Here is a 21,201-nt window from a genome sequence, read left to right as displayed (position 1 = left end):
AACTTAGCAGTACTGTTTGTTTATGTTATGATAATCAAACTTTATCACAAACCTACTCAGGATTTGAAGTTTTTGAGGTTTTAGTTTCAAAACCTGAACAGTTTTAGTTGCCGGCTTGTTGTAAGAATATTTTGTGTAGTTTCATATATTGTTCTTCTGTATCGATATCTGTTGTTTTGAAGTCAGCTGGCAAGGATAATACATTTTCTTTATTTTGACTTATGAGTTGGGCTGCACCTTCGGGCCCTTTTAGGTTTGACAGCCCTTTTAGGTAATAGGGGTCAAAAAGAGCCGGTACGCCAGATTTATGTCCGTAAGAAGTAGCAATAATTTGACATTTTCCTTTAGTATATGTTGCGAGCATTTTTTTGTAATAGGAAATATCTACAAAGGGTTGATCACCCAGGCTTATCAATACTCCCTGATAATTCAAATGATCCTTACTTAAGAGGTAAGAAGCTCCCAACGCTATAGAGCTGCCCATACCTTCTTCCCATTTTTTGTTAAAAAGGTATTGAACCGGATAGTTTGCTAATGTGCTGCGTATATGTTTCTCATAGGCTCCCAGAACAACTATTGTTTTTTGAAATCCGGTTGTTATGGATTGTTGTATCACATGACCTAATAACGTGCGATTACCCCACGGGAGCAGTTGTTTCGGTCTCCCCATACGGGATGATTTTCCGGCAGCCAGAATAACCATAACACTGTTTTCTGCTTTTACCATTGCGTTCCGCTGTGTATAGTACCTGACTTGTCTTTTAAAGACAGAGGCTTCTGATCACGAACTACCGCCAGTATTTCTGCCAGAATGGCTATGGCTATTTCCTGAGGGGTCTCTGCACCTATATTTAGGCCGGCAGGCCCGTACATGGTATTAAAAAATTCAGGCGCCGTTTCGGGGTACCTGTCTAAATATGCGTTCCAAAGCTTTTCCCTACGTTTCGCCGGACCCAGCAAACCCAGATATAGAGGAGTACGGTTTTTCATAGCAATAAAATATGCAAGATCATTTGCAAAGCTATGTGTCATAAGTACTACAGCAGTATCATTATCGATTATAGAAGTATCCAAATTCTGAGGATCTGAATTTATAAGGGTGGTTACTCCTGGAAAATTTATAGAAGTCCTGGGGTCTGAAGCCGATGCTATAACTATTACTTCCCACCCTAATAGGGATGCCATGGAACAGAGCTGAACAGCATCGTGTTCTGCTCCTATGATCACCAGTTGAAAGCAAGGTTTCAGCTTTTGTTTAAAAACCTGCATTTCTCCGGTTTCCTGCAGGCTCTGTACATGCGCTTCACTACTGAAGGTAAACGTTTTTTCCTCGCTGTACTTAAAAAGTGTATTCCCCGCGTAGGTGCCGTTATCTATTGAACCATACATTGAAAAAAGGGTGATGGGTTTTCTGTTTTTTATGGCGCTCTCAAAAGCAGACAAACATTCATCATCCGGTTCAAAGGTTTCGATGAGTATGTAAAGAGTGCCTTCACACCCTAAACGATACCGACCATCGTAGGTAATCAATAAAGGGGTACCGTTTGAAAAAACCTGTGCAGCCCGCCGTACGATCTCTTTCTCCACACAACCTCCGCTCACAGCTCCGGTAAGCGTACCATTTTCAGCTATCAACATACGTACTCCGGGTCTTCGATAGGAAGACCCTTGCAGTGATACCACACTGGCCAAAACAGTTTTATGACCCGCTTCTGAAGCTCTTTTATAATGTGCCAGTATTTTTTTTAGTTCATGTGTCATGGTATGAAATTAGGTAATCGGAACAAAAGAAACAACCGCTCCCATATCAAAAGACTGGGTTGATGGAGGTACGATCACAAATCCATCTGCGGAAGCCAGGCTTAACAAGTCTCCGGAACCGTTCATAAAAACGGGGGTTACACAAACAGAACCTTTTATATTTTGTTTAGAAACCGGGATAAATCTGGTAAACTGCTCTTCTGGTTTTACAGATGTCTTTAAGACAGCTTCTTCCCTTTTTAACGGTAAACCATAACATTTACGGAGCCACGGGTAAAAATAAAGGTAGTATCCGGCAAAGGTTGAAACCGGATTACCAGGAAATGAAAAAACAACTGTGTTCAGAGCTTTATGAACTCCAAACCAAAAAGGTTTTCCGGGGCGTTGACGTACCCTGTGAAATATTTTTTCTACTCCCAGTGTATCTAATACTTCGGGGAGATAATCATATTTACCTTTTGACACTCCCCCGCTTATGAGCAATACATCATTCTTTTTGAGGGCCTCCTCTACTTCAGTATGTATTTTTTCTTTATCATCCGGCAAATGTATTGTTTGGCTCACAACCCCCCGTTTATTCAGCGCTGCTTCCAATGCCTGGGTGTTAGACCTTCGTATTTGGTGTGGCAAAGGTTCCTGATCTACAGGTACCAATTCGTTTCCACTTGATATACAGGTTACTATTGGCTGTTTATATACGGTTACCTGTTTTTTACCCACAGCAGCCAGAACACCCGCTATGGCAGCATTTATTTCTTGAGGTGCCTTTATTATTTTGGCCCCTTTTTTCATGTCGCTTCCTTTATAATGTATAAACTGTCCCTTTACTGGGGCCACTTTAGTTCTGAAGTAGCCCTCACTGCTTTCAAGATCTTCATACATGATAATGGTATCTGCCATATCCGGCACTACGGCACCGGTCATGATCTCTACACAATTGGAAGCATCTGACAAGATTGTTTGTGACGTTCCGGCAGCAACGATTCCTGTGGATTTCCATGATAAGGGAACTTTGTCTGTTTGAAAGCTAATCGCAATACCATCTCTGGTGGCACGGTTAAAAGGAGGAAAATCGCGATCTGCAAAAATATCTTCGGCCAGGATCCTTCCCGAAGCCTGTTCTAAAGGTATTTTTTCAATATCGAAAGCACGGCAATATTGCATCACCTGTGCAAAAGCATCATTAAATGCAATCATATTATTGTTTCTATATTAAATGGTATATACCGATCATATACTTATTTTATGAGTATTCTGTTGACTGTTTTGACTGTACGCGTCCATACCTCCTTCAACAGAAAAAACGGTTGCATTTCTATAGGCAGTCCTCAGAAAATTCGCAGCCTGTAAACTTCTCTCGCCAGACTGGCATATAAAATATATGTTTTTTTTATTGTCAATTTCGTAGTGCCGCCCGGGCAAGGCACTGAGAGGAATGTTAATTGCCCCTTTTAATGAGAAATCTTTAAACTCGCGAGGTGTACGAACATCTATTATTTGCTTTTGAGGGTTTTCGGTAAATTCGCGAATAAACGTATCCATATCAATAGTTTTGCAATTGTCTGCAATACAGTGGTCTGATACGTAAGTGTTCTGAAGCTTTGTTATCTCTTTATTTTCGGGCACTAATGAAAAACGTATCTTGTTAAGTTGTTGCTCCAGTGTATCGTATAACAGCAAAATTCCAGTCGTCACTTTGCCTATTCCGGTAATTACTTTAATTACTTCCAGAGCCTGAAGGTTCCCTATGATACCCGGTAAAACTCCTAACACGCCATTGGTATTACAATCAGGTATCTCAGACAGGGAGGGTGGTTTTGGAAAAAGGCAACGGTAGGTAGGCCCCTGCTTATAATTAAATACACTTACCTGACCCTCAAAAGCATGGAGTGCTCCATACACAAAAGGTTTTTTTAACAAGACACAGGCATCATTTACCAAATATCGTGTAGCAAAATTATCTGAGCAGTCAGCTACCACATCAAATTGAGAGATAATGGTGAGTGCATTTTCAGCGGTTAGCCGCACGGGAAATGGTTTTATCCCGGTTTGCGTATTTTGAGCTTTCAATAGTCTGGTAATCACTTCGATTTTGGGCTTCTTTACATCGGCTTCTGTATATGCTATCTGCCGGTGAAGATTGGATAACGCTACCCGATCATACTCTACTATGCCAAGTTTTCCAACTCCCATAGCGTTAAGATATTGAAGTACCGGTAGCCCAAGTCCGCCTGCCCCCACAACCAGTACCGAAGCCTCTCCCAATTTTCTTTGAGCCTCTTCTCCAAAACTCTTAAGTGATATTTGCCGTATATAGCGGTTTTCTTTCATATAGCCGGGTGTAATCTAAAAACAAAAGTAATAACCTGATTACCGGGTAAAATCTTTCTTTCCACCTTGTTTTCTTTCTAGCTGGATTTCTGTTATGGTAATGTCATGTGAAAGGGCTTTACACATATCATACACCGTAAGTGCCGCTACGGAAACCCCGGTCAGTGCTTCCATTTCTACTCCGGTACGTCCGGTACTGCCAACGGTGCAGGTTATGCACAATGCCGAAGTATCGGGAACAATATCTATGTGTACTTTGTCCAAAAGTAACTGATGGCAGAGCGGTATCAACGTATGGGTTTGCTTAACGGCCTGGATTCCCGCAATAACTGCGGTTTGAATAATACCACCTTTTTTTGAAATAAATCCGGATGTTGTCAATTCGCGAAACACTTCTTCAGGAAAAGAAACGCATCCGGAAGCGGTAGCCTGTCTTTTGGTCGTATCTTTATGGGAAACATCTACCATGACTACTTCTCCCTTTTCATTAATATGGGACAGTTCTTCTTTCATGTAATTTTGTTAAAAGGTTATCCTCCTATGGAGGTCATAGAGTTATCAAAAACACTCGCATATTTTTCCTGAGCCTCAAATCCGGTTTTGGCGCGGCTACCAATAGCCTGCAACACTGCTTCTTTTATTTTTACATCGGGATTTGTACTTCGCAAAAGTTCTCTGATATTTACTATCGGTTTCCCGTATAAGCAGGTAATTACATCTCCGGTAGCTGATATTCGCAAGCGATTACAGGTTCCGCAAAAGGTACGGCTAAAAGAAGGTATGATCCCAAAAGAACCTTTAAACCCTTTAATTTGATAATTGATGGAAGTCGAGGTTTTTTCTGAAGGGATCTCTTCCATATCCGGATAAGCGACCCGTATAAACTCCAATATCCTTTTATAGTTCCATTGTATTTGGTTAAAGACTCTGGAACCTCCGTTAAAGGGCATTTCTTCAAGAAAACGAACGCAAACGGGAAAGCGACGTGTAAGTTCTAACATGGGAATGATATCGTTTGTATTTTGCCCGTCTAAAACAATAAAATTGATCTTCACATGAAACCCTTCATTAATAAGCTGTACCAGATTCCCATAAACCGTATCGAAATGGTCTCGTCTGGTTATCTTTTCGAAAGTATGGCGCTCTATGGCATCCATACTAACATTTACATGTATAATCCCCAGTTGCTTTAACTCTTTTATATACTTGCCTATTAGGGTGGCATTGGTGGTAACAGATATTTCTTTTAAAGATGGGATACCTGACAAATGCCTGAGTAGCACCATTAGGTCTTTCCTAACGAAGGGTTCTCCTCCTGTTATTCGTATTTTATCAATTCCCATACCAGCCATAAGACTGCCTACACGGGAGAGTTCGTTAATAGTGAATAATTTATCTCGCTTGGCAAAATTAATACCTTCTTCGGGCATGCAATAGTTACAGCGCAGGTTGCAACGATCTGTTACAGCGAGGCGCAGATAATTTATAACTCTATGATGGTTATCTATTAACATAATGATTCAGGGGTGGGCTGAAACCCATGTTTCGTGATTTTCAAAAAACTCTTTTTTCCAGATAGGCACCTTTTCTTTAAGGGTATCTATCAAATATCTGCAGGCTTCAAAACAGGCATCCCGATGGGCAGATGAAGCACCTGTAACTACTACGGGCTCTCCAATATTTTTAGTTCCTACTACATGGTGTAGTATAACTTTGTTAAGCTCCCACTTTTCCAGAGCTTGATCTGCTATTTTATGCATTTCTGCGAGTGCCATTTTTTCATAGGCCTCAAAAAACAGTGAGGTAACTATCTTATTATTGGTTGTATCACGTACACTGCCCACAAAAACACAACTACCGCCACTGCCGGGGTGTGACAACTCTTCATAAATACGGGTTGTATCTATTTTTGATACTATGGATACATTCTTTTTCATAGAATACTAACCTCCGCTTACCGGGGGTATCAATGCAATTTCATCTTTTTCACGAATAGTTGTATCCATTCGGGCATACTCATTGTTTACGGCAATGACCAGTGAAGACAAAGCTGCCAGGTCGGGATATTTGTTTACAAGGTGGGTTTTGAGGTCTCGCACAGTGGTAAGGGGATAACTGTTTTTATCTACATTTAGAACAGAAGCTCCCACAATATCACGTGTAATACCAAATAACAATATTCTCATTATCCTATTACCTGTTTTGTTTTTAAACTTTCAATAAAGGGTTGATGATAATAACGTTCTCCTGTTGCCAGCCTGAATGCATTGGCTATTGCCGCGCCGGCAGGTGGCAGGGCCGGTTCTCCCAATCCTGTGGGAGCTATTTCGTTTTTAACAAAATAGGTCTCTACTTTGGGTGTTTCCTGCATTCTTATAAGACGATAGCTATCATAATTATTGGCTTCCGGCACACCTTTCTTGAAGGTAAAATTACCGTACATGGCGTGTCCTATACCATCCAGCACTCCTCCTTCGGTTTGATTGCGGGCACCCAGCGGATTCACTACGATACCACAATCTACCGCGCAGGTAACTTTTGTCACTACCGGAGTCCCGTCCCGCATGACTACTTCTGCTACTTCTGCCACATGTGTATTATGGCTGTAATAAGCGCTAAAACCTTTATAAACTCCTTCTTTCATAACATTCCACTTTCCTTTTTCTGCTGCGAGTTTAATAACTTCCTGCATTCTTTCCGGTGAATACTGAATACGATCATCGGTAGTACCTTTTACGTTTTCAAGAAGGTCCAGACGTAATTGTACCGGATCCTGTTTTAGCTTTTCAGCCAGTTCATCAAAAAAGGTTTGTTCGGCAAAAGCCAGGAAATTGGTATAGGGAGCTCTCCAGGCTCCGGTGGTGATCTTACTTTTATAATTGGCTACATCTACTTTGTAATTGGCTATAGCTCCTGCCGGGAAAAAATTAGGTATTAAACCGTACATATTGCTGTTAACAGATGCTTCCCTAAGGTAGTACCCGGTTACTTTACCATCTTTAAGAGAGGCTTTTATACGATATTTTATAGCCGGGCGGTAAATACCTGCAGTCATGTCGTCTTCCCGGGAGTAAACTACTTTAACAGGTTTTTGGGCTATATTGGATATCTCGGCTGCTTCTACCACAAAATCGCCATAAAGTCTTCTGCCAAAACCACCTCCCATTCGGGTCATTTCCAGATGAATATCCTTCTCATCACGTTCTAATATCTGAGCTACTCGTTTTGCAGTTCCTTCAGGAGTTTGAATAGGCCCTACCAGCTCTATTTTTGTGCTGGTTACATGTGCAAAGAAATTCATAGGTTCCATGCAGTTATGCGGAAGAAAAGGAGATTCGTAGGTGCGCTCTACTACTTCATCTGCCTGAGAGAATGCTTTATCTACATCGCCGTCTGAACGCATGGTCTGAAAACTGTTTCCGTCTAAAAGACCCATGAGTATTTTGTCATGATCTTCAGTACTTTCCAGATCGCTGTCATTGGTCCATTCTGCCTGTAATCTTGATTTTCCTTTCATTGCAGTCCAGGTATCTTTTGCCAGAACCGCTATTTTGTCTCCAAACTGGAAAACCTCTTTAACACCGTTTACTTTTAGGGTTTCGGTATCATCAAAGGAAACCAGTTTTTTGCCAAATGCGGGTGGCCTTAGTACCGAAGCAATTAACATTCCCTCGCGTTTGAAATCAAGCCCAAACAGAGGTTTTCCGGTAATGATCTTATCAATATCTACATTTTTTATATCCTTCCCTATAATAGAAAAGTCTGAAGGATCTTTTAAAGTTACCAGTTCAGGAACTTCTAATCCTGCAGCTGCCGTTGCTACTTCTCCATATCCTTTTTTTTCACCTCCCGGGCGATAAATAAACCCTTTTTCTGTTGTACATTGAGAGGCGGCAATTCCCCATTCTGCTGCGGCAGCGTTAATGAGCATCTGCCTTGCGGTAGCTCCTGTCTCCCGAAGTGCATCCCAACCCTGACGTATGGACTGACTACCTCCGGCTACCTGCCGGGTATAGTTTTCAGTATCTAAAGGAGCCTGCTGCACAAACACATGCTCCCAGGGAACATCGAGCTCTTCAGCAATGATCATAGGCATAGAGGTTTTTACACCCTGACCTATCTCCGGATTGGGTGAAAAAATGGTAACCATACCATTGTCAGCAATTTTAATAAATGCATTGAAATCATTAAAATTTAGTTGCGAGATATCGGTTGGTGGTGTCACTTCCGATTTACAGGCAGTAAAAAAATTAAAGCCGATGAGCATTCCTCCTCCTGCCAAAGCCGAAGTTTTTAAAAATGCTCTTCTGTTAAAACTATTTGGTATTACGGATGACGACATTTTTTTCAAGGTTTGATTAGTTAGATTTTTCCGCAGCCTTTGCTACTGCTTTTTCTATACGGTTATATGCCGCACACCTACATAAATTGCCATGCATGGCATTTCTTATCTCATCCCTAGTAGGGTTAGGATTGTTTCTTAAGAAAGCTGTCGCGGTCATAATCTGTCCGGCCTGACAATAGCCACACTGAGGCACGTCTTCCTCTTTCCAGGCTTGTTGCACCGGATGATCTCCATTTTCAGACAACCCCTCAATAGTGGTAATTGCTTTTCCTTCCAGTTGTGACACCTGCAGCAAACAACTGCGTGTAGCATTTCCGTCAAGGTGTACGGTACATGAACCACATTGCCCTATACCACAGCCGTATTTCGTGCCTACCAGATCCAGGTGATCTCTTAAAATCCAGAGCAATGGCATATCGGCATCCGCCTCTACGGTAACTGATTTTCCATTGATCGTCAAATTGTAAACTGACATAAAATGTTTTGATTAGATTGATTAATTTAATTCCTTCTAGTATTTTCCTATAACGGCTTACTGTAAACCGGAAATGAGTTCGCTCACTTAAAATCTTAATATGAAATATAAAGTGCTTAACAAGTTACTAAAAAATAGACAGGTACTTTACTTTTTAACAATTTGTAAAGATTTCAAAAAACAGAGCCAAAAGCACTGTGAACCTATAGGGATATGCATGAAAAAGGCATAAAAAACCCCCATACTTTTAAGTATGAGGGGGTATATGATTTTACCTGAATTTTAGTTTTCTTCCGGCAAATGCTTGTATTTTTTTGAATATGCAAGCATTTGGTTCTCAAAAGAAACCGGCTGTTTTACACTAATGGATGTGATCTCTCCATTTTCATTAGTCTCAGGCACCAATACAGGGTTTACAAAACCACTGTAAGGAGCACTTTTAAAAGCTTTATTACGCTCTAATACTTCGGCATGTATGGTTTGATCTACTTTTACTCCATATCCCTCTACTAAAGCCTGAGCTGCTTCATAATCACCTTCTGATTTGATGCGCTGGGTTTCACGCAGTAGTTCGCCAAAGAGTTTCCGGAGTTTTACATAATCATTGATCTTAAAATACGTTTTACCATCTTTGGAAACCTTTTCGATCACGTTATCTGCAGCTCCCTTTTCAAACACCCAGGCAGATACCCACTGACGGTTACGCATATGGGCCTCCTCAACATCTGCTCCCAGTTCCAACCTGATAAGCTGCATCATTAAACCATTCCTGATATAGTTGTTATATGAGGTCTTGCCCAGTTCTTCCCAATTGTCTGTAAGGCCGAGTTCCTGAAGTTTGGGGTTCATTATAAAATAAAGTCCCACGAGGTCTGCCCTTCCTTCTTCTAATGTAGATGCATAGTTTTTAAGGGTTTCTTTGGTTTCCCCTACTCCGGGGTTTAGTTTTCCGGAAGCGTGACCTATTACTTCATGAAGTGCCGTGTGTAGTTTGGAAGCCAGTTGTCCGTACTTTTTATTAAGGGTCACTTCTTCTTCACTATAAGCAAACTCCTGCAAGCGTCCGCTACTACCGGCATTGTTATATGCATCTATGATATTACCAAGTGAAACAGATTTAGAGCCTACGGCAGCCCGTATCCAGTTGGCGTTGGGTAAATTCACACCAATAGGCGTGCTGGGTGAAGCATCTCCCGCCTCTCCGGCTACATTTACTACTTTATAACTTACTCCTACTACGTTCTTTTTCTTGTGGGTATCCATTATGGGAGAGTTATCTTCAAACCATTGTGCATTTTCAGAAAGTACAGACATTTTTTGGGACATATCAAAATCTTTTATCTGTACTATATTTTCATAAGAGCCTTTATAGCCTAAAGGATCGTTATACACTTCAATAAAGCTGTTTATATAATCTATATTGCCTTCTGTAGCGGCTGTCCACGCTACGTTATACTCATCCCAGGTTTGCAGATCTCCTGTTTTATAATATTCAATAAGAAGGCCCAATGCATCACCCTGCGCGGTATTCTCGGCTACTTCTTTAGCCTTTTCCAGCCATTTCACTATTTCATCGATCGCTTTCCCGTAAAGTCCGCCAGACTTATATACACGCTCGGTGACTACTCCGTTTTCTTTTATGAGTTGTGAGTTAAGCCCAAAGGATAGAGGTTTATCAGGGTCTGGCGACTCCATGTTCCCGTAAAAGGTTTCTACATCTTCATTGGTAACACCGGGACCGTAAAAATTAACGGCAGACATGGCTACATTATCTATTCCTTTTGCCTGATTCACTTTTTTGGCATCTTCATCATTAAAGATCACTTCAAATGCCTCATTTTTGAGAGGCGTTGCTGTTTCTGCTAACAGTGTTTTTAAATATTCCCGTGAAAAATCAGGCTTTATTTTATCATTGGAATAATGGTGGTGTATCCCGTTTGAAAACCAAAAACGCTTCAGATATACCTCAAATGCCTTCCAGTCATTAGTAGTTTTATCTCCTGTGTAAGAAAGATATATATTCTCCAGTGCATTACGAATAGCCAGATTGTGCCGGTAATTCTGATCATACATGATATCCCTACCCTGCAAACCGGCTTCGACTAGATAATACACCAGTTTTTGTTCTTTTAAGGTTAATTCATCCCATCCCGGTATCTGGTACCTGAGTATTCTCAGATCGGCAAATTGATCTACTACAAAATCTTCAAGTTTACCGTTTACCATATCGGTAAACTCTTCCTGAAACGATGTGGTTTCCGGTGCTTTTGGTTCTTGCCTGCAAGCCTGAAAAACCCATAAAAAAAGTACCGATACTAGTATTATTTTTTGTCTCATTAGTAAGTAATTAATTAGTTTCTGATGCACAAAAATAAACGAAAAAATAATGAAAGAGTTTTCGTATAGCTATAAGTTTTTAAAAGATATGGCATTGGTATATGGTTAGGGTACATTTCTGATATACCTCTTTTTTTGGCAGTTGCTTTTTAAATGAAAAAAGTACCTTTGAAGCAAAAAGGAATATGCCCAAACTACTCATTGTTGGTTATGTATGGCCCGAGCCCTCTTCTTCGGCTGCGGGAAGGCGTATGATGGAGTTGATCGATTTTTTTCTCTCCCGGCAATACTCTGTAGTTTTTACCTGCGTTTCTGTAGAGAACACCCATGCTAAGAGGCTTCGCAAAAAAGGGGTTACCGTTGAAAGGATTGTACTGAACAGTCCTCAATTTGATGATTTTATAGAAAGTTTACAGCCTGAATTGGTTTTGTTTGACCGTTTTATGATGGAAGAACAGTTTGGTTGGCGGGTAGCGGCAGTTTGTCCTGAGGCTTTGCGTATTCTTGATACTGAGGATCTCCACTTTTTAAGAAAAGCGAGAGAGACTGCTTTAAAAAAGAATAAAGACTTTTTGGAATTGGCGCTGCAAAGCGATCTGGCAAAAAGAGAAGTTGCCAGTATATACCGTTGCGATCTAACATTGATGATTTCGGATATGGAAATAGAGCTTCTTACTAAGTATTTTCAAGTACCTGAACAACTTTTACACCTGGTGCCTTTTATGGGGACTATTCCGGATGAAGAAAAGAAAAAACAGAACAGTGTTTTTGAAAACCGAAAGAATTTTATTGCCATTGGTAATTTCAGGCATACCCCTAATACAGATGCCCTGCACTATTTAAAAACAGACATATGGCCACTGATCAGAAAGGAGCTCCCGGATGCAGAAGTACATATTTACGGAGCTTATATGTCTAAAAAAAATAAAGTATTAGAAGCTATTGAAGACGGGTTTTATGTGTCTGGATGGGTAGCCAATGCTGCAGAGGTAATGGCTGTAGGTCGCGTATGTCTGGCACCACTGCGCTTTGGAGCAGGATTAAAAGGAAAACTTTTGGAAGCGATGGAAAATGGTACCCCAAGTGTTACTACCTCAATAGGAGCCGAAGGCATGCATGGAATGCTACCGTGGAATGGTATCATTGCCAATACTCCGCAGGCATTTGCTAGTGCTGCCATAACTTTATATCAGGATCCTGAAAAATGGCAGGAAAGTGTGGCTAATGGATATACACTTCTTGAAAACCGATATCACAAAAAACAGATCCTAACTGCTTTATCGAATAAAATAAAAGATGTATTTACTAACAAAGAAACCTATAGAAATGCTAATTTTACGGGAGCAATGCTAATGCACCATCGTATGCAAAGTACGAAATACCTATCCAAATACATTACCCTTAAAAACACTGGTAAATAGATTTTATAGGTATTCGCCCTATAGTCTGAATCCGTGCGGGATCACTGCTCCTTTTTTAATGACTACAATTCCCTCTTTTACTGCATAAAGAGGTGTATCTGTGTTGTTCGTGCAAGCAGTACCATCAATACGCACATCATTTCCAATACAACAGTTCTTATCAACAATCACATTATTAAGGTAACAATGCTGTCCTATACCCATGGGAATATTACCATCATTGTAAGCTTCCAGTTCATTGATATGCTGGTAATGATCACAACCCATAATATAGGCATTGCTAATGGTGGTTCCTTTGCCAATTCTCGAGCGAATACCAATCACAGACCGCTCAATGCGACTGGCATGGATAATACACCCTTCGGCAATAATGGTCTTTTCTAAAGTGGTACCGGTAAACTTAGAAGGGGGTAGCATACGGGCGTGGGTGTATATTCTGCTGGCTTCATCAAATAAATTAAATTTAGGAATATCATCGGTAAGCCCTAAGTTTGCCTCAAAAAAAGAATCAATATTCCCTATATCAGTCCAGTAGCCTTCGTACTGATAACTTAATGTTTTTAGTTTCTTAATAGACTGTGGGATGATATCTTTACCAAAATCGGTTGTAGAGGTATCTGCCATGAGTTTTTCAAGCAGTGCCCTGTTAAAAATGTAGATCCCCATAGAAGCCAGGTAATGGCGGCCTTCGCTTTTCATTTCTTGACTCACTTCAGATACCCACTCGGGAAGCTTATCTTTTGATGGCTTTTCTATAAATGAGGTTATACGCTGCTCTTTATTTGTTTTAAGAATACCAAATCCGGGAGCATCTTTACTGTTAACCGGTAAAGTTGCTATAGTAATATCTGCTTCATTCTCAATATGTGTATCCAGCATTAGGTTAAAATCCATCTGGTACAACTGGTCTCCTGAGAGGATTAATGCATAATCAAAATCGTGATTTTGAAAATGGTGCATACATTGTCTTACCGCATCGGCAGTGCCCTGAAACCAGGCCACATTGTCCGGGGTTTGTTCTGCTGCCAGTATATCAACAAATGCCCGGCTAAAAAAACTAAAGTGATAGGTGTTTTTAATATGTTTATTTAAAGAAGCTGAATTAAACTGAGTAAGTACGAACATACGTTTCATGCTCGAATTGATACAATTGGATATGGGGATATCAACCAGGCGATATTTCCCGGCAATGGGAACGGCTGGTTTGGAACGTGTGCTGGTTAAAGGTGCCAGGCGACTTCCCTGTCCTCCGCCCAGTATAATAGCAAGTACGCGATCATTCTTCATGACTGTGTATTTTAAGAGAGTTGTATAGATTTTGATAATGCCGGGCTGTTTGTTCCCAGGAATGATTAATTTTCATGATACGCCTGCGCAATTCTTCAAACTGTTTTTTATGATTGTAAAGTGTTACTGCTCTTGCAATAGAGTAGCATACATCTTCTACAGATGCCTGGTCGTGACAGATACCAAATCCTCCGGGGTCTCCTACATCTATAATAGTATCCCGAAGCCCTCCGGTGCGTCTTACAATGGGGATGGTACCGTACCTAAGTGCATACATCTGGTTAAGTCCGCAAGGTTCTACTCTTGAGGGCATTAAGAGAAAATCGGCACCGGCATACATAATTCTGGATAAACGCTCATTATACCCCACATAAGTGTTATAATACCCTGGAAAAGAAGATGTATGGGCTTCCAGTCTTGAGGCGATTTCTTCATTTCCTGACCCAAGAATGAGCAGGTTTACGGAGGCTTTGAATTTTTTAAAGGTTTCTGAAATAATATCGGGTAAAAGATCGGCTCCCTTCTCATATACCAATCTTCCTATGAATATAAAGAGTGGCAGGTCTTCATCCAGCCCAAATTCTTCACACAGATATTTTTTATTTTTATGTTTCCCTTTTTTAAGGGTCTGTAGAGAATAGTTACTTATCAACATGGTATCAGTGGCGGGATTCCATACATCGGTATCAATTCCGTTAAGTATTCCCTGGGTCTTGTTTTTTTCATGCTGCAACAACCCTTCCAGGCCATTGGCCGCATATCTGAGTTCTTCCATGTATGATGGCGATACGGTGGTAACCTTCCAGGCACATTTAATACCGGTTGCCAGAGGATTGATCTGTCCTGACCAATCGAGTAACCCTGTATGGGCCGGATCAAAATCAGGAATATAATACAGCTTATCGTATCCAAAATTTCCCTGATATTGTGCATTGTGAATGGTTAATACGGTTGGAATATCAGATAAAGACGTAAACGCATGGGAACGGGTAATAAAAAAAGGTATGAGTCCGGTATGATGGTCATGACAATGAATAATATCCGGACGATGTGAGTGATCTAATAGCCATTTCACTACAGCTATCTGGAAGGTCGTAAAACGTTCAACATCGTCAGGATATGCATATACTTCTTCTCTGTCAAACATACCCGGAAGAACTACGAGAAATACTTCAAAATCTGTAAAATCAGGAAGTGTTACTACTTCAAAACGCACTTTGAGCATACCCAATGAAACGGTACCTTCAAAAATTTTTTCTTTGGTATGGTCCCGAATGACCGGAGTATCATAACAGGGCAAACATACGCTTACCCGGGAGTTTTCTTTTTGTTGAAATTTAGGCAGTGCCCCCACCACATCGGCAAGGCCCCCTACTTTTGCCAGGGGATAACATTCAGCGCTAACGTGCAGAATATTCATTAAGGAAAGTATTTATAACTACGTTTTTAAATCTTTTTAAAGATACTTCTTTTCTTTAAAACACCCTCACTATAACTGTTTTTTTAAGGTTAATCTTTTCAGGTTTTTTGGGGTATCTGTACTAATAACGCAGTAAAAAAAAACTCCCTTAGTACAAGGGAGCTTATTCAAATATGGTTATCTAAACGTTTTTGATACAAGAGATCAGCAAATGGGGCGCCCCGCAGTATCTACTTCATTGGTTTGTACCTGGCAGGTACGATATTCTCTTGTAATTTCAACAAGGCATTCTTTTACAGGCACGCGGGTATAGGTAGTTATAACCTCTTCTCCTCCCTGTATCTCATTTAGTTTACTTACTATATATTTTTTTAGATATAAATTCTTTAATGTTTTTTTCATAATTGCTTAGTTTTTAATTTTTTTTGGAGCCGACTTCACAAAAAGACCGAATACGGGTTTTTTGATTTTCTTTTCCAATATTATTGTGCTTCTAAACGGTAGTCTTACACGCATAAGCCGGCACACACCCGCGGGACGTACAATTTACGGTATAGTCTTCACCTCCTCGTATCTGGGAAGCAGTTTTCACATCAAGTTTACTAATCATAGTTTTACGTAAACTTAGTTTATACATACTTTTTTTCATTATTTTAAATTTTAAGTTATCTCTTAAACTACAAGTTTTTATCTTGAAGCTTTTTCTAAATACAAGAAATGCTCAGGTTTTAAATGTTTGTCACATTAAACGTCATCACAATTATAAGCAGGATTGCACCCTCTTGACGTATAGTTCAATGTACAGGGAACAGATTCTGTCTCACCCCCCTTAAGCTCATAAGTTGTATTGGTATTTAATTGACTAATTACATTTTTAACCAAATGCAGGTTTTTAATAGTCTTTTTCATAAATAATTGGGTTACATATTATATGAGGCTTATAATTCGGTATTCGTGTTCATACCATTACAAAAAATTAACGGGTCGCAATTTCTTGAGGTGCAATTCACCGTACAGGGAACAGATTCTTTCTCACCTCCTTTAAGCTGATAAGCCGTATTAATATTTAATTGGCTGATCACATTTTTACGTAAATACAGGTTTTTAATAGTTTTTTTCATAATTAGAGAGGGTCTTATAAGTTTCAAGGTTCAATCCCTTTAAGGAATATAAAGACCAGTTACGGCCTTTACATTCCTACTATGGGGTCTTCACATCTTAAAATGCTTCAGTACATAAAGAATGGGGGACACACACTCTGGAGGTACAATATTCTGTACCATTTGCTGTATCATTCTCTCCCCCATTTAACCGCGAAGCAGTTTTTACATTCAGTTTGCTTATCATGCTTTTATGCAAGTACAAACTCTTAATTGACTTTTTCATTACGCTAATATTGATGGTAATAAAAACACCTAATACAATTACACTAAAGTTTCCTGAATCGCCTCGCTTCCTTACTGCATTAATCCTTTTTAGAAAACCTACTTCATTAAAATAAGTGATAGCGTTTTTTACTTACTGAATTTCCGAGCCTTATACAATTTTTAGAAATCCGGGAAATGGGGCGGGCATACAAAACAAAAAGTATTTGCAGTAGGATGCGTTGTATTACAAAGAGTTACAAACTGCGAATCCTTAACTAAAACATTGTCTTGTTGGTTGTTTAACCTACCTCCGGTAAGCTTAGAAATAGTATTCTTTTGAAGCTTAAACAGATTTTTCTTTTTTTTCATTACTGTATGAATTTAAATTATTAATACACTAAAGTTAAGAAAAATATTTCAAAGTAAAGAGATTAAAAGATTGGTATTTATCTGAAAAATATGATAAGTGCACCTATACCCGTAAGTAAGAGAATAAGTCTTCTATAACTAAAATCTCTAATGAGGGCCACTATCTTTACTCCAATCAACAATCCGGCCAGCATAAAAGGAAAAAGACCCAGATTAATGATGAAGGAATCGATTGTGATGGTTTTCCATACCCAAATATGAAAAGGCAGTTTAAACAGATTTACAAAGAAGAATAACCAGGCTGCCGTACCAATGAAAACATTTTTTGGCAGTTTCATGGCCAGAAAATAAATATTGGAAAAGGCACCGGCCAGATTCCCTATCATGGTGGCAAAGCCGGCGGCAAGTCCTAAAGAAGCCCCAAACCAAATTTTATGAGGAATGCGATGCTTTTTTCCTCTATCCATCCATATTAGTAAAAAAACCGAGATCAATATTATCACAGACATCCCTTTTTTAAAATAATCTTCAGGAATATCTTTACCTGCATATACACCTATAAGTACCCCAGCCAGTATCCAGGGTAACAATTTGGCAAGATATTTCCAATGCACATGCCTTCGATAATAAATAATGGCAAAAATGTCTCCGAAAACAAGTAAGGGCATAACCACTCCGGTAGATGCTTTGCTTCCGAAAACCAGGGCCATAATTGTAACTATAATTATGGCAATGCCCTTTAATCCTGCTTTCGAAATACCTAAGGTAAAGGCTGCCACAGCGGTTACTATCCATTCTGTAAGAGTCAGGTTCTCATACATATTTAAAGCACTGTTTTGAATACAATTGATCAAACTGACCATGAAAGTATATAATTTTCGTTTCTTAGAACAGAAGATCTGGTAAAACACGGTTTGCAGCTAAGTACATATTTGTTAAAGCACTAAGGAATGTAAAGTTCAAATGAGCTTTTTTTGTAACTTAGGCAACCATCAAAAAACAGGTTCATGAAAACAAACTTTATTCCTCTTTATTTCTTATGTATAGCTCTTTCTTTGTACGGTTGTAAAAAAACCGAAAAATCCGCAACCCCTGATACCGAGACCGCCGAAACAAATGTGGTTTCCAAAGCTCGGGCTATTCATGAACGCGTTATCACTATTGACACTCATAACGATTTTAATGTAGCCAACTTTACAGACTCCCTTAATTATACTATGGATCTGGACACACAGGTGACCCTGCCTAAAATGAAAGAAGGCGGCCTGGATGTATCCTGGCTCATTGTATATACAGGACAGGGACCTCTTACAGATGAAGGATACAAAAAAGCAATGGACAACGCTATGGCCAAATTTGATGCGATTCACCGTTTGTGTGAAGAAATTGCACCAGAGTCTATTGAACTCGCCTATACTTCCAACGATGTGAAAAGGATTGTGAAAGCGGGAAAAAAAGTAGCCATGATAGGTGTTGAAAACGCATATCCGCTGGGTACTGACCTCACTAATATCAAGAAATTTCATGAGCTGGGAGCGCGTTATATGTCGTTATCCCATAATGGCCACAGCCAGTTTTGTGACTCAAATACCGGAGAAAAGGATAGTACATGGCTATACAACGGGCTAAGTGAGCTAGGCAAAGAAGCTGTTGAAGAAATGAATAAATGGGGAATTATGATCGATGTTTCACATCCTGCTTCATCTTCTATTAAACAAATGATAGAACTTTCAAAAGCACCCGTGATTGCTTCCCATTCTTCTGCACGCGCTTTATGCGATCACAGTCGTAACCTTAGTGACGAAGAGCTTGTAATGATAAAAGAGAACGGAGGTGTAGTGCAAACCGTTGCCCTGGATGGCTATCTTAACATTGAAAAAAATGAAAAATATCGCTCATTTATAAAAGAAGTCAACAAAAAAGTGGCCGATTCACTGGGTCTCCCCTGGTACGAACGTAGTGAATTTAACAAACTCAGTGATAAAGAAAAAGATGCTTTTATGGAGGCATATCCAAAAATAACGGCCCTTAGTAATAAGAAAGCTTCTCAAATGACAGATGCGCCGCCCGCTGTAAATGTGGGTGATTTTGTAGATCATATTGATTATATGGTGAAGCTTATAGGCATTGATCATGTAGGCATAAGCTCTGATTTTGACGGTGGCGGTGGTATTGAAGGCTGGGATGATGCTTCAGAAACTTTTAATGTGACCCTAGAGCTTGTTAAAAGAGGATATACAGAAGAAGATATAGCTAAGCTGTGGGGTGGCAATCTCCTTCGTGTATTGGATGACGTTCAAAAAGTAGCGGCCGATTTACAACAAAGCGAATAAAGTTTCACATTGTTTTAACAATTCAGTACCTTCACCCAACCGGAAAGGCCTTAATTTTACAATTTTTAATAAATTACTATGTTAACTCCGGAAAAGTGGAGCAGATTTATTTATAATCTGCTATTAGAAAACGGGTATCCCTCTCAAACTGCTATTTATCTCAATTTATTGGCTAATTTGGTAGCTCTCCTGCTGCTTATGTTAGTTTTTGATCGTTTTTTGAGAGGTCTTATTATCAATGCTTTTAAAAAATTCTCTGACCGAACTAAAACTACTTTTGACGATTATCTTGTGAAAAGTAACTTTCCCCGATATATAGCACATATAATACCCTTTATTCTTATAGAATTATATATACCTTATTTATTTTCAGATTTTCCTTCCTGGGCTACCTTCTTTATGTTAATTACCGATGTCTATCTTATTTTCCTTATAATATGGATTATTAGAAGTGTTGTTCGTACTACCATAAACTACCTGAGAAGCACTCCCTCTTTTAAGGATAAACCTATGGATAGTTACGCGCAGGTAGTAATGATATTCATATGGTTTATTGGTATCGTTTTTATGTATTCTGAAGTTTCAGGACAATCGGTTGTCAAATTTCTCACTACACTGGGAGCCGCTTCTGCTATTCTGTTGTTTGTTTTTAAAGATACTATTTTAGGTTTTGTAGCCAGTATTTCAGTTTCGGTAAATGATATGGTTCGTATAGGTGACTGGATTACACAGGAGAAATACGGAGCAGATGGGGATGTGATCGAGATTAATCTTACGACCGTAAAAGTGCAGAATTTTGATAATACAATAACCACTATTCCCACGTACTCTTTGATCTCAGAATCTTTTAAGAACTGGAGAGGTATGCAAGAAAGCGGAGGGCGCAGAATGAAAAGGGCTTTGCATATTAAAGTATCCAGTGTGAAATTTCTCTCTCCTGAAGATCTGGAACGTTTTTCAAAAATTCAGGTAATTTCCTCCTTTATCAAACATCGCCAAAAAGATATTGATAACTTCAATAAAAAATATGAGGTAGATAAATCTTTGTTAGTTAACGGCAGAAATCAAACCAACCTTGGGCTATTCAGGAAATATTGTGATGTATATCTTGAGAACCATCCTGCCACCAGCAAAGAGCTTACTTTAATGACCAGACATTTGGAACCTACTACCAACGGAATACCTATTGAGGTTTATGTTTTTTCAACAGATAAGCGCTGGCTAAACTATGAGCGGATCATGGCCGATATTTTTGAACACCTTATGGCCGCTGTACCTTTCTTTGACCTGGAAGTTTTTGAACATCCCAGTGGGGAAGATATCTTGGCACTGCGAGGTCATGAACCATCAAAAGGCTAACCTAATAATTTTGCAGCCCTCTCTTTTCACATATTCTTAACAGCTCTTTAAAACTTAAAGGTATAACTGTTAAAGTAGGTATAAACTTTTCTTAATTTACTGGTGTTTTGGTATTTAATCAAATAACTTTAATACCATTAAACACCTAATCCTATATAAACAATGACAGCTTTAAGTAAATACGTAGTCCATCTTGTTTTTGGCTTGCTTCTCACTTTGGGAGTTGTAAGTTCGTTAGAACATGAAAACGCAGGTGTCAATGCCTCTATTGATTCAAACGTGATCCCGTGTTCTCAATTAAAAAACAAATCAATGCACACAAAAGACGCAAAACCTTTTTCAGTAAACTGTGAACAGTGGAGATATCATGCATAATGTATATTCTTTAGAAAGTAT

General features: G+C 39.4%; 21 protein-coding genes. 4 read left to right on the top strand and 17 right to left on the bottom strand.

Translation table 11 applies throughout. The features are described from left to right. Positions 1 to 103: 103 nt before the first annotated feature. From WAO84_RS01080 to WAO84_RS01030, 11 genes are all read right to left on the bottom strand, one after another. On the bottom strand, positions 104 to 727 hold the full coding sequence (locus WAO84_RS01080; protein WP_340063169.1) for a nucleotidyltransferase family protein: 624 nt from the start codon (positions 725 to 727) through the stop codon (positions 104 to 106). Continuing rightward, positions 721 to 1,761, bottom strand: a complete 1,041-nt coding sequence (locus tag WAO84_RS01075; RefSeq protein WP_340063168.1) for an XdhC family protein — start codon at positions 1,759 to 1,761, stop codon at positions 721 to 723. The genes WAO84_RS01080 and WAO84_RS01075 overlap by 7 nt, the downstream gene beginning before the upstream one ends. Positions 1,762 to 1,770: 9 nt before the next feature. Beyond that, positions 1,771 to 2,958: a molybdopterin molybdotransferase MoeA gene (locus WAO84_RS01070; RefSeq protein WP_340063167.1), complete on the bottom strand. Its 1,188-nt coding sequence runs from the start codon at positions 2,956 to 2,958 to the stop codon at positions 1,771 to 1,773. Positions 2,959 to 2,991: 33 nt separating this feature from the next. Further along, positions 2,992 to 4,092, bottom strand: a complete 1,101-nt coding sequence (locus WAO84_RS01065; RefSeq protein WP_340063166.1) for a ThiF family adenylyltransferase — start codon at positions 4,090 to 4,092, stop codon at positions 2,992 to 2,994. 39 nt (positions 4,093 to 4,131) lie between these two features. Continuing rightward, on the bottom strand, positions 4,132 to 4,605 hold the full coding sequence (gene moaC / locus WAO84_RS01060) for a cyclic pyranopterin monophosphate synthase MoaC (RefSeq protein ID WP_340063165.1): 474 nt from the start codon (positions 4,603 to 4,605) through the stop codon (positions 4,132 to 4,134). Between the two features lie 17 nt (positions 4,606 to 4,622). Further along, a complete protein-coding gene (gene moaA, locus WAO84_RS01055) occupies positions 4,623 to 5,606 on the bottom strand; it encodes a GTP 3',8-cyclase MoaA (protein ID WP_340063164.1) in 984 nt (327 codons plus the stop codon). Between the two features lie 6 nt (positions 5,607 to 5,612). Further along, positions 5,613 to 6,029 carry a molybdenum cofactor biosynthesis protein MoaE gene (locus WAO84_RS01050; RefSeq protein ID WP_340063163.1) on the bottom strand — a complete coding sequence of 139 codons (417 nt, stop codon included), beginning with the start codon at positions 6,027 to 6,029 and terminating at the stop codon, positions 5,613 to 5,615. A 6-nt stretch (positions 6,030 to 6,035) separates the two neighbouring features. Then, positions 6,036 to 6,278 carry a MoaD/ThiS family protein gene (locus WAO84_RS01045; protein WP_340063162.1) on the bottom strand — a complete coding sequence of 81 codons (243 nt, stop codon included), beginning with the start codon at positions 6,276 to 6,278 and terminating at the stop codon, positions 6,036 to 6,038. Continuing rightward, a complete protein-coding gene (locus WAO84_RS01040; protein ID WP_340063161.1) occupies positions 6,278 to 8,434 on the bottom strand; it encodes a xanthine dehydrogenase family protein molybdopterin-binding subunit in 2,157 nt (718 codons plus the stop codon). Before WAO84_RS01040 ends, WAO84_RS01045 begins: the two co-directional genes overlap by 1 nt. Positions 8,435 to 8,450: 16 nt before the next feature. Next, complete coding sequence (locus WAO84_RS01035) at positions 8,451 to 8,912, bottom strand: (2Fe-2S)-binding protein (RefSeq protein WP_340063160.1); 462 nt, start codon at positions 8,910 to 8,912, stop codon at positions 8,451 to 8,453. Between the two features lie 282 nt (positions 8,913 to 9,194). Continuing rightward, positions 9,195 to 11,249 (bottom strand): dipeptidyl-peptidase 3 family protein, encoded by a 2,055-nt coding sequence (locus WAO84_RS01030; RefSeq protein ID WP_340063159.1) that lies wholly within the window; start codon positions 11,247 to 11,249, stop codon positions 9,195 to 9,197. 185 nt (positions 11,250 to 11,434) lie between these two features. On the opposite strand from WAO84_RS01030, the gene WAO84_RS01025 reads away from it, so the two are divergent. Next, positions 11,435 to 12,670 carry a glycosyltransferase gene (locus tag WAO84_RS01025; protein ID WP_340063158.1) on the top strand — a complete coding sequence of 412 codons (1,236 nt, stop codon included), beginning with the start codon at positions 11,435 to 11,437 and terminating at the stop codon, positions 12,668 to 12,670. A gap of 18 nt (positions 12,671 to 12,688) precedes the next feature. Here the strand turns inward: WAO84_RS01025 and WAO84_RS01020 are convergent, their stop codons facing one another. From WAO84_RS01020 to WAO84_RS00995, 6 genes are all read right to left on the bottom strand, one after another. Continuing rightward, positions 12,689 to 13,957: a glucose-1-phosphate adenylyltransferase gene (locus WAO84_RS01020; protein ID WP_340063157.1), complete on the bottom strand. Its 1,269-nt coding sequence runs from the start codon at positions 13,955 to 13,957 to the stop codon at positions 12,689 to 12,691. Then, positions 13,947 to 15,377: a glycogen synthase gene (locus tag WAO84_RS01015; protein ID WP_340063156.1), complete on the bottom strand. Its 1,431-nt coding sequence runs from the start codon at positions 15,375 to 15,377 to the stop codon at positions 13,947 to 13,949. The genes WAO84_RS01020 and WAO84_RS01015 overlap by 11 nt, the downstream gene beginning before the upstream one ends. Positions 15,378 to 15,581: 204 nt before the next feature. Then, positions 15,582 to 15,779 (bottom strand): hypothetical protein, encoded by a 198-nt coding sequence (locus WAO84_RS01010; RefSeq protein WP_340063155.1) that lies wholly within the window; start codon positions 15,777 to 15,779, stop codon positions 15,582 to 15,584. A gap of 342 nt (positions 15,780 to 16,121) precedes the next feature. Continuing rightward, positions 16,122 to 16,286, bottom strand: coding sequence for a hypothetical protein (locus WAO84_RS01005; RefSeq protein ID WP_340063154.1), 165 nt, complete (start codon positions 16,284 to 16,286; stop codon positions 16,122 to 16,124). Positions 16,287 to 16,315: 29 nt separating this feature from the next. Next, a complete protein-coding gene (locus WAO84_RS01000; RefSeq protein WP_340063153.1) occupies positions 16,316 to 16,498 on the bottom strand; it encodes a hypothetical protein in 183 nt (60 codons plus the stop codon). 692 nt (positions 16,499 to 17,190) lie between these two features. Further along, complete coding sequence (locus WAO84_RS00995; protein WP_340063152.1) at positions 17,191 to 17,976, bottom strand: sulfite exporter TauE/SafE family protein; 786 nt, start codon at positions 17,974 to 17,976, stop codon at positions 17,191 to 17,193. A gap of 144 nt (positions 17,977 to 18,120) precedes the next feature. On the opposite strand from WAO84_RS00995, the gene WAO84_RS00990 reads away from it, so the two are divergent. The 3 genes from WAO84_RS00990 to WAO84_RS00980 all read left to right on the top strand — a co-directional run bounded on the left by WAO84_RS00990 (position 18,121) and on the right by WAO84_RS00980 (position 21,180). Then, positions 18,121 to 19,446 carry a dipeptidase gene (locus WAO84_RS00990; protein WP_340063151.1) on the top strand — a complete coding sequence of 442 codons (1,326 nt, stop codon included), beginning with the start codon at positions 18,121 to 18,123 and terminating at the stop codon, positions 19,444 to 19,446. A 78-nt stretch (positions 19,447 to 19,524) separates the two neighbouring features. Continuing rightward, entirely contained in the window at positions 19,525 to 20,805 is a 1,281-nt protein-coding gene (locus WAO84_RS00985) for a mechanosensitive ion channel family protein (protein ID WP_340063150.1), read from the top strand. Between the two features lie 162 nt (positions 20,806 to 20,967). Continuing rightward, a complete protein-coding gene (locus tag WAO84_RS00980) occupies positions 20,968 to 21,180 on the top strand; it encodes a hypothetical protein (protein WP_340063149.1) in 213 nt (70 codons plus the stop codon). Positions 21,181 to 21,201: the final 21 nt, after the last annotated feature.

Source organism: Ascidiimonas aurantiaca, assembly GCF_037646345.1.
In the GTDB taxonomy this organism is placed as follows: Bacteria; Bacteroidota; Bacteroidia; order Flavobacteriales; family Flavobacteriaceae; genus Ascidiimonas; species Ascidiimonas aurantiaca.
The sequence above is the reverse complement of the archived record's forward strand: the minus strand, read 5'-3'. Positions and strand labels throughout refer to the sequence as shown.